Origin of the sequence: Yeosuana marina (assembly GCF_011762485.1) — a bacterium.
In the GTDB taxonomy this organism is placed as follows: domain Bacteria; phylum Bacteroidota; class Bacteroidia; order Flavobacteriales; family Flavobacteriaceae; genus Yeosuana; species Yeosuana marina.
Genome location: NZ_JAAKGI010000027.1, coordinates 204,129 through 217,757, shown reverse-complemented (window position 1 = coordinate 217,757; position 13,629 = coordinate 204,129). Strand labels below are relative to the sequence as shown.

Sequence of the window (13,629 nt, the reverse complement as noted above, 5' to 3'; positions counted from 1 at the left end):
CAGTTATTTTTACTTGGTATTTTATTTGCTATATATAGATTAAAATTGAATGTTTAACTTTAAAAATATTTAGTTATGAGTACTTTAATTCCAACATTGAAAAATGGTAGTAAAAAAGACACTGATTTAGGTTTTAATTCTTTACCAAGTTTACCATCATGGTTTGACGATTTTCTTGGAAAGAGTTTTGGTAATGAATTCATGTCTAACTTTAACACAGGTATCACGTTGCCAGCAGTTAATGTTATTGATGAGGCAAATGACTTTGTAGTAGAAATGGCAGTGCCAGGATTAAATAAATCTGATTTTAATATTAATATTGATAATCATGTGTTATCCATAGGAGTTGAGAAAGAAACAAAACACAATGAATCTTCTGAAAATTATACAAGAAGAGAATTTGGTTATTCTTCATTTAAAAGAACGTTCTCTATTCCAGAATCTGTAGATGTAGAAAAAATATCTGCGACCTACAAAGATGGCATTATGAGAGTAGTATTGCCAAAACGAGATGAAGCAAAGAAAAAACCAATTAAAACCATTGAAATCAAGTAAAGAGAAGAGAGCTAAAAGCTCTCTTTTTTTTGTCTACATGTTATCTGTTTCATTAATAATTCATTTAAAATTGTATATTTAGTGAGCAAACATTAAAGCATGTATAAAAACATCTGTATCATATTGCTGGTTTCTTTAAACTTAAATTGTAAAAAAGAAGAGTCAACTTTTGAAAGTAATTATAAGTGGCATACTATTAAAGTAACAGCGACTGCATACAATTCTGTTAAAAATCAAACAGATTCCTCTCCGCAAATAACCGCTTTTGGCGATAGTCTAAAACCAGGGTTAAAATATATTGCAGTTTCAAACGATTTGCTTAAAAAAGGTTTAAAACATGATACGCCGGTAAAAATTAAAGGATTTGAGGGCATTTATTTTGTTAAAGATAAAATGCATGCTAGAAAACGGAACCATATTGATATTTATATGGGAGTTGATATAAAAGCGGCTAAAATATGGGGACGCAAAAAGATTTCCATAGATTATGGCGTGCCAAAAGTGATTGATACTGTTAAAAACTAGATACATTTAAGCAATAAAAACAAAACCCATGAAACTTGTTTCATGGGTTTTAATTATAAGTTCATTTTGTAGTGGCTTCAGAAAGAATAAACGGATATGCTTCTCTAATTTGTTTTAAATCTGTTTCAGAATAATTTAGAGGACTTTTTTTAAGAACATGCAACCCATAAGAGTTTCTTAATTCATAATATGCCATTGTTAATTGATCTTGTACGGCAATAAATTGACTATATGTGGTCTCTTTTCCGTTTTGTAAAGAAACCACTGCTTTTTTAGGGTTGTCTGATAAGGTTTTAGATTGAATACCTTGGCAATACGTACAACTTCCATCTCCATTATTGTCTATAAAATCTTTTACTTTAGCTTTTAATTCATTCAACAAAATAACGTCATTATTTACCATAATTTCGTCATTATTATTAATTACAATACGCAAAATATTTCGCTCATTGATAAGACTAGTACAATCTGCTCCAGGAGGACAATCGCGAGGTAATTTTCGGTTAATACCCTCATCATTGGGGATAGTTGCCGTTACAAGAAAGAAAATGAGTAGTAAAAATGCAATATCGGCCATTGATCCTGCATTTACTTCGGGCATGGAGTTTGAATGTCTCATAGAGTATGGATTTAAGTTAATGTGATTTAAGCATCACAAAAACAATACCATACACTAATTTACTCCATTAATGAGGTAGTGTTTTGTGCCTATCCACATAGTTTCAACTGAACCATTAAAGTCTATAATACGCCTGTTAAGTATGAAACTTTCTGTAGTTAATTTGTTTAATCGTCTTGATATTTTATTTACTCTTTTCATTGTTTTGATTGGTTTAAATTGATTGATGAAAGTAAGGAACAAGACGCTACTTATCTGTAACGTCTTTTATGATTCCAATTATAACTTTTTGAATTTTTTAATGATTCGGTTAATTGATTGCTGTCTAATGTTCTCATGATTTCTGTATTTTAATTGATTGATGATTAATTGTTAAATTGGATAGCGATTATCTATATCGTCTTTTATGGTTCCAATTATAACTTTTTGAATTTTTTAATGATTCTGTTAATTGATTGCTGTCTAATGTTCTCATGGTTTCTATATTTTAATTGATTGATGATTAATTGTTAAATTGAATACCGATTATCTATATCGTCTTTTATGGTTCCAATTATAACTTTTTGAATTTTTTAAAGATTCTGTTAATTGATTGCTGTTTAATGTTCTCATGGTTTCTATGTTTTAATTGATTGATTATACAGTATAGACGACCTTGAATTAAAATTGTTACAGTACTATGTATAACAAAGTAATAAATTAACAAATTTTAACGTTTAATTGTAAAATAGAGCAGTAGATGTATTTTATATTTTAGAACATATAATTGTTTTAGGAATGATTATTGTTAAATGAAATGTAAAATAGTTGTAAAAATTTGAAACCGACTAGATAAAAAATATCTTTGGCACCTATATTTGCGTTAGCTTATGAAAATAATACTTCAGTCTTTTTTATTCATCTTATTATCAATGTCTGCTTATGCTCAAATTGATAATCAAAACAAGTCTACATCAATTCCTGCAGTTGAAAGCAAAAAAGATTCATCAAACAATACTGTTTTTCCATCAACTAACAATACTTCTGATAGTTTTAACGGACTATCAATTCCAAAAACAACCTCAGAATTAAATATTCCTAAAAAAGATTTTTCCATGTTTGGAGAAACTTTTGGAAATCCTGGGGAACTTTATAAAGATCAAGTCAATAAAAACTTAGAGGACACAAAGTTGACGCCCGAAGAAGTTGAACAGAGAAACGGAAGTAAAACCGATCAATATTTTGGTGATTTTAAAAGTAAAGCAAAATATGTCAATGTGGTATATAGGGATCACGGTGTTGTAGATGGAGATTTAATTCAGGTTAGAGTAAATGATGATATTATAAAGGCTAGCGTGTTTTTAACAGGAGGGTTTAGAGGGTTTAAACTAGACTTGCAACCAGGTTTTAATAAAATAGATTTTGTTGCTTTAAATCAAGGTGAGTCTGGACCTAATACAGCCGAATTCCAAGTTGTTGATGATAAAGGTAACTTAGTGTCTTCCAATCGATGGAATCTCGCAACGGGTGCAAAAGCAACGATTATTGTTGTAAAGGAATAATAGCAACCAAAATATCTAATTGTATTCATCAATTTTAAAATGTATTTCAAATATGTGAGTTTTTAATTTTATTTTAATCAATTACTATTTGATTAAGTTTTGTTAAGATTAAAAAAATTAAAGTAATCATTCGTTAAAAACCCTTTAAAGGTATTATTTTTGCAGCCTACAAGATTAAGGGATGTCAAAAAAAACAGAATTAGAAGACCGTAAAGAAGGCAAAAATTTATACAGTTATCAAAAAGGAGCTATCGACAAAATTTTCAAACTTTTTGAAGAAGCCCCAGATGATTACCATTTATTATATCAGCTTCCTACTGGAGGAGGAAAAACAGTTATATTTTCTGAAATTGTAAGACAGTACTTAAAGCATCATAATAAAAAAGTACTTGTAATGACACATCGAATTGAGTTGTGCAAGCAAACGTCGTCTGTACTTACAGAGTTTGGTGTTGTAAATAAAGTTATTGATAGCAAAGCTAATTTAAACGACCAAGCCGATTATAGCTGTTTTGTTGCGATGGTTGAAACTCTTAATAACAGATTGAACGACGACAAATTAGATATTTCTGATATTGGATTGGTCATTATTGATGAAGCTCACTACAATTCATTTACAAAACTTTTTAAATTCTTTAGTAAGTCATTCATTCTTGGGGTTACAGCAACTCCCTTAAGTTCCAGCATTGAATTACCAATGACGGATAATTATGATGAATTAATTGTAGGTGAAAGTATTGAATCTTTAATTGAAAATGGATTTTTAGCTCGAGCTGAAATGTTTACTTATAATGTGGGTTTAACATCCCTAGTAGTTGGTGCTAACGGTGATTATACAGTAAAATCATCTGAAGACTTGTATACAGATAACGACATGCTTACCAAGTTATTAAGTGCTTATGAAGAACGTTCGAAAGGTAAAAAAACACTTATTTTCAATAACGGTATTAACACGTCATTACATGTTTACGATACATTTAGAGCCGCTGGTTACCCTATCGCTCACTTAGATAATACCAACAGTAAAAAAGAACGAGCCCTTATTTTAAGATGGTTTAAAAAAACACCTGATGCTATTTTAACGTCCGTTAGTATTTTAACCACAGGATTTGATGAACCCACTGTTGAAAGTATTATTTTAAATAGAGCAACTAAATCTCTAACCTTATATTATCAAATGATAGGTCGTGGGTCTCGAATTTTAAAAGATAAGAAAACTTTTGATGTTATAGATTTAGGAAATAATTTTCATCGTTTTGGACCTTGGGGAGATAATTTAGATTGGCAGCGTATATTTAGATCACCAAATTATTATTTAGACTCCTTGTTAAATGATGATGAAATTGAAAGCAATTTCAGATATGAAATGCCTGATGATATCAGGGCAGAATTCTCAAACTCTCAGGATGTTTCTTTTAATGTTCACGAAACATATATTAACTCAATAAGAAATGGAGAATCTTCAAAAGTTGTTTTGGAACGTTCAATAGCTCAACATGCAAAAATATGTATTGAAAACAGTGAAGATGTCTATGATGCACTGGCATTAGCCAAGTTATTGGGAGATGATATTGACTTTCGAATCAATCGTTATACAAAATGTATAAGCAAGAGTACTTTTAATTTTGTAGAGTGGCTTAAAGGAGATTATCGTAAAAAACTAAACGCCTATTTAAGAGCAAATTTTGATGAGCTTTTTGAGTCAATTCATGGTTATGCACCAAAAGATTAAATAGTTCTACTATAAATTATATTTATAAACATATTTTTTTCTTCCCTAAAAATTACATTACCTTTACAGCAAGTAAGCATGTTAAGGCAATTTTTTTTACAATTTTTTTGATACCTCAAAGTTTCTTGTTCAAGATTTTATAAAAAATTAAATTCACTGCAATATATTAACTTAAAAACAGAAGAGATAATTAGTAATGGCAAAATCACAAGTCACATTTAACAAGATTGAAAAAGAAAAAAAGCGCTTAAAGAAACGAGAAGACAAACAAAAGAAGAAAGAAGCAAGAAAAGCAGAATCTAAAGAAAACCCACAAGGAATTCAATTTGCTTATGTAGATTACAATGGTAATTTAACAGATACACCTCCAGATCCATCTATGAAAGTTAAGGTAGATGCTGAAAGTATAGAATTAGGCATTCCTAAAAAAGAACATAGAGAAGAAGAAGTAGACCCAATTAGAAAAGGTAAAGTATCATTCTTTGATAATTCTAAAGGATTTGGTTTTATTATAGACAGTGATTCTCAAGAAAAACATTTTGTTCATGTGAGCGGTTTAATTGACGTTATAGAGGAAAACGACAAAGTTCAGTATGAATTAGAAAAAGGACAAAAAGGTATGAATGCAGTTCGCGTTAAAAAGATTTAACCACGGCATTTAGTATTATATTTACGTTTTTCAATAATTTTATAAGTGGCCTTACATCTTTTAGAACAAGATCAAGAGTATATTAATTTACAAACAGAACTTGTTTGGTTACAGCAGCATATAAAAGAAACAAATCAACGCATTCTTATCATTTTTGAAGGTAGAGATACTGCCGGAAAGGGAGGCGCTATCATGCGTTTTATTCGTTTTTTAAATCCACGTCTTTTTAAAGTTGTAGCACTTTCAAAACCGACAGAAAGAGAAGTTAATCAGTGGTATTTTCAAAGGTATATTGAACATTTGCCTGGACCAGGAGAAATAGTTCTTTTTGACAGAAGTTGGTATAATAGGGCGGTCGTAGAACCTGTTATGGGCTTTTGCACTAAAAAACAATATAATTTATTTAATAGACAAGTAGTTTCTTTAGAAAGAATGTTGGTCCAAGATGGTATTCACCTATTCAAATTTTGGTTTTCAATAGATCAAGAAGAACAAAAAAGACGACTTGAAGAACGCGTTTATAATCCTTTAAAACAATGGAAGTTAAGTAGTGTCGATGTTGAAGCCCAATCAAAATGGGAAGATTTTACATTTTATAAGGAAGCCATGTTTAAAAAAACTGCAAAACCACATTCGCCTTGGATAATTGTAAAAGGTAATGAAAGAGATGTAGCAAGAAAAGAGGTGATGCGATATGTTGTAAACAAATTAGATTATGATAAAAAAGGACAAACAGGCGAACGTTTGCATCTTGACTCTAATATAATTACCGAAATATTTAACGAGGTTTAAACCTTTTTTTAAGAGTATACATTTAAGTTTTTTAACTAATATTTTATAAAAATATTATGGCTTTACCTCGAAAAACAATACTTATTCTTCTAGCTTTTTTTGCAATTTATGTTATTTGGGGAGCCACCTATCTTTTAAATAAAATTGCTGTTACACAAATATCACCACTTTTCCTTGCGTCTATTCGGTTTATTACGGCTGGATTAATCATATTCTTTATAGCAAAATCTATGAAGCTAAGTTTAGCAATTAATAGGAGACAATTAGTAAACTGCATTATTGCTGGATTTTTATTTTTAGTTTATGGCAATGGCGTTTTTGTATGGGCTTTAAAATATGTTGATAGTGGTTTCGGTGCTCTTGAGGCGTCAATACAACCCTTAATAGTCTTAATTTTAATGAGAATGATAGATGGAAAAAAAGTGAAAACATCATCTATTATTGGTATTGTTTTAGGCGTTATTGGTATGTATTTGCTTGTAAGTCAGAAACAATTAGTATATCAAGAAAACAGTACTATAGGAATTATTATGATTTTTACATGTGTACTTAGTTGGAGTTTTGGAAGCTTATTTGTTGCAAGAGCAGAATTACCGTCTAACTTTTTTGTCAATACAGGATATCAAATGTTTTTTGCTGGGATTATGTTATTTATTGCTAGCTTTTTAATAGGAGAAGAATGGTTATCACCGTTTGCTTGGACAACATCTGTTAAAATTTCTATGGGTCTTCTAATTGTATTTGGTAGTATTGTTGCTTTTACAGCCTTTAATTTTTTGCTTAAAACAGTATCCACAGAAAAAGTAGCAACATCCGCTTATGTAAATCCTGTTATGGCGTTGCTTTTGGGTTGGTATGTGTTAGATGAGAATATTACAGGTCAATCTATTTTAGCCGCAGCAATCTTATTAACTGGGGTTTATTTTATCAATTCGAAAAAAAATATCAGAACCTTACGTTAATTTGTTTTTTCAGAAGGAAATTAAACTAATTTCGCACTTTTTATATCTACACGATTTTTATATGATTAATGAGGATACTAAGCCGGAATCAAACATTTCTTCAGAAGAAATAAATAAATGCATCGACATATTGGAGCGTTTGGTTGCTAGTTCTAATCAAATTTTTGAAATTCCTGAAGAACAGCGTATAGCGTTGATTAGAGCGTCTGGAAAATTATCACGTCCCAATAAAATGGAATTTGTAAAATGGAAAAAGGATGCAAAAAAAGCTGAACGCAGAAAATTAGCAGCAAAAGATAGAACAGCAAGAAAAGAAACAGGCATAAGAAGCGCCCGAGAATCTATGGTTTTTCAAGCACCAAAATTACTGTCAGCAGCAGAGTTAATGCATAAAGAAGCCTTAGAATTACAAACACCCAGAAATTGTTATGTCTGTAAAGGTGAGTTTACAAAACTTCATCATTTTTATGATACGATGTGTACAGAATGTGGGGATTTTAATTATGCCAAACGATTTCAAACCGCAGATTTAAGAGGACAAGTAGCTGTTATTACGGGATCTCGTTTAAAAATTGGGTACCATATTACTTTAATGTGTTTGCGTGCTGGAGCAACTGTGGTTGCTACCACACGATTTCCTGTCGATTCTGCTTTGCGTTTTTCAAAAGAAAGTGATTTTACAGAATGGGGACATCGATTAAAAATTCATGGATTGGATTTAAGACACATACCTAGTGTAGAAATATTCTGTAATTTCATAGAGCAAACATATGAACGTTTAGATATTCTTATCAATAATGCAGCACAAACAGTTAGAAGACCATCTGGTTTTTATGCTCATTTAATGCAAAATGAAGAACGTTCAATCGATTCGTTGCCTAAATATGCCAAGGATTTATTGGTAGACCATAATAATTGCTTACAAGAACTAAAAACCTTAACAACATCGGCTTCACCCAGTAAAAATATGCCGGTAACTTGGCATGGACCAGAACCAGGAATAGGCTTAAGAGCATCGGCTAAATTGTCTCAAATACCCTATAGTTTTGATAACACCTTAGTCGCTAAAGACGTGTTTCCTGAGGGGAAATTAGATGCTGATTTACAGCAGGTTGACCTAAGAAAAACAAATAGCTGGCGTTTAAAACTTGGCGATATTGAAACTACAGAAATGATAGAAGTACAATTGGTCAACTCAGTCGCACCATTTGTGTTGTGTAATCGTCTTTCTGAAATTATGAAGAAAGATAATACTGGCAAAAAGCATATTATTAATGTATCTGCCATGGAGGGAAAGTTCCATAGATTTTTTAAAGCTTCACGTCATCCACACACTAATATGGCAAAAGCAGCTTTAAATATGTTAACACACACAGCTTCAGATGATTTATCAAAACACGGAATTTATATCAATGCCGTAGATACAGGTTGGGTTACTGATGAGGATCCAGCAGATTTAGCAAAACATAAAGCAGAGGTTCACGACTTTCAACCACCATTAGATATTGTTGATGGTGCGGCTCGTGTTATGGATCCGTTGTTTGATGGTATCAATACAGGAAAGCATTGGTGTGGTAAATTTTTAAAGGATTACCGACCAATTGATTGGTGATTTTTTGAATTTAGAAATCCATTTATCTATTCTAATCTAAATACCTATTTTTGTATTCAAAATTGTAACACATGGGAAATAGAACATATAAAATAGCTGTTATTCAGCTTAATTTAAATGATAAACCAGCCAACAATTTAAAAAAGTGTTTAAGTTGGGTCAAGGAGGCTGCTAAAAAAGGAGCGGAAGTCATTTCATTACCTGAACTTTATAGCAGTCATTATTTTTGTCAGAGTGAAGACACAGACAATTTTGCCTTAGCAGAACCTCTTTATAGTACGTCTTTTAAGGCTTTTAGTGAATTAGCGAAAGAATTAGGCGTCGTGATTATTGTACCATTTTTTGAAAAACGGATGGCAGGTATTTATCATAACAGTGCTTATATTCTAGACACAGATGGTTCTGAAGCGGGCTTATATCGTAAAATGCATATTCCAGACGATCCTCATTTTTACGAAAAATTCTATTTTACACCAGGTGATTTAGGTTTTAAATCAAATTCTACTAAAAAGGGAAACGTAGGTGTTTTAATTTGCTGGGATCAATGGTATCCTGAAGCTGCTCGATTAACGGCGTTAAAAGGTGCTGACGTGTTGTTTTATCCAACCGCTATTGGTTGGCATCCTAAAGAAAAAGAAGAATATGGAGTTAATCAATATGGTGCTTGGATGAATGTAATGAAAGGACATGCCGTTGCTAATGGTGTTTATGTTGCTGCTGCCAACAGAATAGGTTTAGAAAAATATGTACCCAATACAGACGGAATAGAGTTCTGGGGAGCGTCCTTTATTGCAGGGCCTCAAGGTGAAATTTTGGCTCAAGCTTCTCACGACAAAGAAGAAATTTTAATTGCTGAAGTTGATTTAGATTTACAGGAAAATGTTCGTCAAAATTGGCCCTTTTTTAGAGATAGACGTATTGATGCTTTTAGTGATTTAACGAAACGTGCGATAGACTAATGAGACGATTTCCAGCAGAATGGGAACAACAAGAAGGATTATTGCTATGTTTTCCGCATAATGGTAATGATTGGCCAGGGAAGTATGGTGCAATTCAATGGGCTTTTGTTGAATATATAAAAAAAGTAGCTCTTGTTGAAACGGTTTTTTTGGTGGTGGCTGATGAAGCTCTGAAGCGTAAAGTTGAAAGCATGCTTGAAATAGCACATGTTAATTTAAAAAATGTGTCTTTCATTATTCATAAAACTAATAGAAGTTGGATGCGTGATTCGGGACCTATCATTGTAAAAAATGGTGAGAATCGTGAAGCGTTAAATTTTAATTTTAATGGTTGGGCTAAATATAAAAACTTTCAATTAGATAGGCATGTCCCTTCAAAAGTAGCGAATCATTTAAAGATGCCTTTAATCCAAGTTATCTATAAAGGAAACCCTGTTGTTCTTGAGGGAGGTGCTATTGATGTGAATGGAAAAGGAACCTTGATAACGTCTGAAGAATGTTTGTTACATCCTACTATTCAAGTAAGAAATAAAAATTTAACAAAAGAAGATTACGAAACCATATTTAAAGAATACTTAGGAATAACCAATGTTATTTGGGTTGGAGATGGTATTATTGGTGATGACACGCATGGACATATAGATGATTTATGTCGGTTTGTTAATGAAGACACTATTATTACTGTTGTTGAACAAAATATTGGAAGTCCAAATTACAAGGTATTGCAGGATAATTTAAAACGACTTAAAATCTCTGTTTTAGAAAATGGTAAACAACCTAATATTGTTGAGTTACCAATGCCAACACTTTTAGAGTTTGATGGCATTACAATTCCAGCTAGTTATGCCAACTTCATTATTTTAAACAACTGTGTATTAGTACCAACATTTAACGATGTTCAAGACAGACACGCTTTAAATATTATAGCTGATTGCTTTCCAAACAGAGAGATTATAGGGATTAGTGCTATCGACTTAATCTGGGGTTTTGGCACACTGCATTGTTTAAGCCAGCAAATACCAATGTAGGAATTTTGGAAATCAAAAAAGCTATTAAATTTATGATTATAAGTACCATGGCATTTGCTTGCATGAATGCTACGGTTAAATACTTAGTGAATGTTAATGCGTATCAAATAGTCTTTTTTAGGTCTGCTAGTTCCTTGTTATTTACATTTGGATTTCTTTTTAGAAATAAAATACCAATCCTAGGAAATAATCATAAATTATTGATTTTAAGAGGTGTAGTAGGCGTAACCTCTATGACTTTATTCTTTATGTCTGTTAAATATTTATCAGTAGGAACAGCGGTCTCTTTAAGATATATTGCTCCAATTTTTGCAGCGATGTTTGCTGTTTTATTTCTAAAAGAAAAAATAAAACCTTTGCAATGGTTGTTTTTTATAATGGCATTTTCGGGTGTTTTGGTACTAAAAGGGTTAGATACTAATGTTAATACGTATGGACTTATTTTAGTTTTAATAGCCTCTGTGTTTAGTGGTTTGGTTTATATTATTATTAGTAAAATAGGAAACAGTGAACACCCCGTAGTTATTGTTAATTACTTTATGGTTGTAGCAACTATTACTGGTGGCGTTTTATCTATAAATAATTGGGTTAACCCTAAAGGTATTGAGTGGATATTGCTTTTTGGACTAGGCGTTTTTGGGTATTTTGGACAAGTGTATATGACCAAAGCATTTCAAACAGCATCAACCAGCCAAGTAGCACCTTTAAAATATATAGAAGTGATATTCACACTATCTTTCGGTATTTTTTTGTTTGGGGAGATTTATACGTTTTGGAGTTTATTAGGAATCGCTTTAATAATTGGAGGCCTCGTTTTAAATATAGTATATAAAGAGAAAAAGTTAAATAATTAATCTTACTTCACCTAATTCTTGTAATTTATAGGGAAATTTATCTCCAGGAGATCCAATAAACATAAAATTAATTGGAATTTTCCAACGATGCGAGAGTTCTTTTATTTTTTCAGGATTAAAAACGCCTGTTTCCTCAATAAATTCAATAACAATTTGTGGATAAGCTCTGTCTAATACTTCAATATCATTTTTAAGCTTTGAAGGAACTTTTTCCTCATTGCTTATATTAACTATTTTTAATCGTCTGGTTTCTTCGTTTTCAGAAATATATAGCAAAACTTTATTAATAGCTTCAACGTTATCACCTTTTGTAAAAAATACGAATTCTTGAGAATTAATTTTTCTTATGGCGATATTTATTTTTCTATTAATTTTTTTAAAAATCTGTTTATTATCAGGTGTTAAGTAATCAAGAAATAATAAAACACCTTTTAATATTGGTGTTCTATATAGCATGAAACCAACGACTAGCAGAGTAGGGATTAGGTATTCTAAAAATATGCCCAAATACCCTGGGTTTAAAATAATGTTACCCAATAAAGCTAAAATGATTCCCACAATAGCAATTAATACAGCTGGATAACTTGCTTTTTCAGGACGAGGAAGTCGCCCTCTTTTTATTTTTAATAGAAGATTCCCAATTCCGAATAAGGCCATCACACCTAAAAAAGCAATAGTATAAACGCCTGCCAAAGCTTTTAAATCTCCTTTAGTAATTAATAAAACAGAAACAGCTAGCAAAAAGAAAGTAATAAAAATAAAATAAGAACTTCCTCTTTTGTTTTTAATTAATAACTCCTTAGGTAAAATTCTATCTAATGCCATACGTTCCACTAAGCCACCAACACCAACGTACGATGTTAAGACAGCGCCGCTTAAAACTAACGCAGCATCAATGGAAACTAAATATGATAACCAGTTACCTCCACTTAAATTTCCCATAAATGATAACAGCGTGTCTTGATTAGAGTTTATAGTTGATAGCGGAATAATTGCTAAAGCTAAAAACGCTAATAATGGATTAAAGACCGTAACAATTATCCACATGTTTTTTAAGGTTTTTGGAAAAACTCCTTTTTGCTGTTCTTCAACATAGTTGGCAGAACTTTCAAAACCACTTATGCCGAGCATAGCGGCAGCAAACCCAAAAAATAAGGCTGTTGAGATGCTACCATCAACAGGAGATTTGAAGTTTGCAATTAAATTGTCAAATCCATTATTAAAAAGAAAGTAAATACAGAATAGACACAATATAACCAAAGAGCTTAAATGAAAAATAAAAATACCAATGGCAACTTTAGAAGATTCACCAATACCTAAAATAACCAATCCCATAAAAACCAATAACAAAAATATAGTTGCATACACAATTGGGATTTGATGCCACAAACCATGAGCATATTTGATGGCTTCACTGGCAGAAATAACAGCCGTAGCCATATAAGAAAGTACAGTAAGTGATGCCGCAAATGAAGCTGTTGATTTTTTAGTAGTGTTGAGTAATGCGTTGTATGCCCCTCCGTTTAATGGAAGCGCTCCAACTACTTCGCCATAAATTTTTCTAAATAAAAAGAGGATTAATGATACTATAAGTAAGGAAATCCATGCATATTGGCCAGCATAAACAATGGCTAAAGCGGATACATATAAACAAGAAGAGCTAATATCATTACCACAAATTGCGGTTGCCTCAAGTTCATTAAGCTTTTTCTTCATCTTGAATTTGCTAAAAAATTACATTAAAAGTATTTGTTATTAATTAGCCTTACAAGAAATACAGTCTTATTGTTTTATTTTTAAC

General features: G+C 31.5%; 14 protein-coding genes. 11 read left to right on the top strand and 3 right to left on the bottom strand.

Going from position 1 to position 13,629, the window contains the following annotated elements; genetic code table 11:
* Positions 1-75: 75 nt before the first annotated feature.
* Both G5V56_RS15310 and G5V56_RS15305 read left to right on the top strand, forming a co-directional pair.
* Positions 76-555, top strand: a complete 480-nt coding sequence (locus G5V56_RS15310; protein ID WP_166966675.1) for an Hsp20/alpha crystallin family protein — start codon at positions 76-78, stop codon at positions 553-555.
* A gap of 99 nt (positions 556-654) precedes the next feature.
* On the top strand, positions 655-1,080 hold the full coding sequence (locus G5V56_RS15305; RefSeq protein ID WP_166966673.1) for a 3D domain-containing protein: 426 nt from the start codon (positions 655-657) through the stop codon (positions 1,078-1,080).
* A gap of 61 nt (positions 1,081-1,141) precedes the next feature.
* Here G5V56_RS15305 and G5V56_RS15300 read toward each other — a convergent pair whose 3' ends face one another.
* Positions 1,142-1,699, bottom strand: a complete 558-nt coding sequence (locus G5V56_RS15300; RefSeq protein WP_166966671.1) for an ExbD/TolR family protein — start codon at positions 1,697-1,699, stop codon at positions 1,142-1,144.
* A gap of 54 nt (positions 1,700-1,753) precedes the next feature.
* Positions 1,754-1,900, bottom strand: a complete 147-nt coding sequence (locus tag G5V56_RS15295) for a hypothetical protein (protein WP_166966669.1) — start codon at positions 1,898-1,900, stop codon at positions 1,754-1,756.
* A 668-nt stretch (positions 1,901-2,568) separates the two neighbouring features.
* Here G5V56_RS15295 and G5V56_RS15290 point away from each other — a divergent pair.
* The 9 genes from G5V56_RS15290 to G5V56_RS15250 all read left to right on the top strand — a co-directional run bounded on the left by G5V56_RS15290 (position 2,569) and on the right by G5V56_RS15250 (position 11,828).
* Positions 2,569-3,240, top strand: coding sequence for a hypothetical protein (locus tag G5V56_RS15290; RefSeq protein ID WP_166966667.1), 672 nt, complete (start codon positions 2,569-2,571; stop codon positions 3,238-3,240).
* Positions 3,241-3,421: 181 nt separating this feature from the next.
* Positions 3,422-4,972 carry a DEAD/DEAH box helicase gene (locus tag G5V56_RS15285; RefSeq protein WP_166966665.1) on the top strand — a complete coding sequence of 517 codons (1,551 nt, stop codon included), beginning with the start codon at positions 3,422-3,424 and terminating at the stop codon, positions 4,970-4,972.
* A 196-nt stretch (positions 4,973-5,168) separates the two neighbouring features.
* Positions 5,169-5,621 carry a cold-shock protein gene (locus G5V56_RS15280; protein ID WP_166966663.1) on the top strand — a complete coding sequence of 151 codons (453 nt, stop codon included), beginning with the start codon at positions 5,169-5,171 and terminating at the stop codon, positions 5,619-5,621.
* A 45-nt stretch (positions 5,622-5,666) separates the two neighbouring features.
* Positions 5,667-6,413: a polyphosphate kinase 2 gene (gene ppk2, locus G5V56_RS15275; protein WP_166966661.1), complete on the top strand. Its 747-nt coding sequence runs from the start codon at positions 5,667-5,669 to the stop codon at positions 6,411-6,413.
* Between the two features lie 56 nt (positions 6,414-6,469).
* A complete protein-coding gene (locus G5V56_RS15270) occupies positions 6,470-7,375 on the top strand; it encodes an EamA family transporter (RefSeq protein ID WP_166966659.1) in 906 nt (301 codons plus the stop codon).
* A 61-nt stretch (positions 7,376-7,436) separates the two neighbouring features.
* Complete coding sequence (locus G5V56_RS15265; RefSeq protein ID WP_166966657.1) at positions 7,437-8,987, top strand: SDR family oxidoreductase; 1,551 nt, start codon at positions 7,437-7,439, stop codon at positions 8,985-8,987.
* 71 nt (positions 8,988-9,058) lie between these two features.
* Positions 9,059-9,946, top strand: a complete 888-nt coding sequence (locus tag G5V56_RS15260; RefSeq protein WP_240911345.1) for a carbon-nitrogen hydrolase — start codon at positions 9,059-9,061, stop codon at positions 9,944-9,946.
* Positions 9,946-10,974, top strand: coding sequence for an agmatine deiminase family protein (locus G5V56_RS15255; protein WP_166966655.1), 1,029 nt, complete (start codon positions 9,946-9,948; stop codon positions 10,972-10,974). The genes G5V56_RS15260 and G5V56_RS15255 overlap by 1 nt, the downstream gene beginning before the upstream one ends.
* 5 nt (positions 10,975-10,979) lie before the next feature.
* The gene (locus G5V56_RS15250) at positions 10,980-11,828 is read left to right on the top strand and encodes a DMT family transporter (protein WP_262886929.1); all 849 of its coding nucleotides are present in this window, start codon (positions 10,980-10,982) and stop codon (positions 11,826-11,828) included.
* On the opposite strand, the gene G5V56_RS15245 is transcribed toward G5V56_RS15250, so the two are convergent.
* The gene (locus G5V56_RS15245) at positions 11,817-13,544 is read right to left on the bottom strand and encodes an APC family permease (RefSeq protein ID WP_166966651.1); all 1,728 of its coding nucleotides are present in this window, start codon (positions 13,542-13,544) and stop codon (positions 11,817-11,819) included. The two genes, G5V56_RS15250 and G5V56_RS15245, sit on opposite strands and share 12 nt — an antisense overlap.
* Positions 13,545-13,629 lie beyond the last annotated feature (85 nt).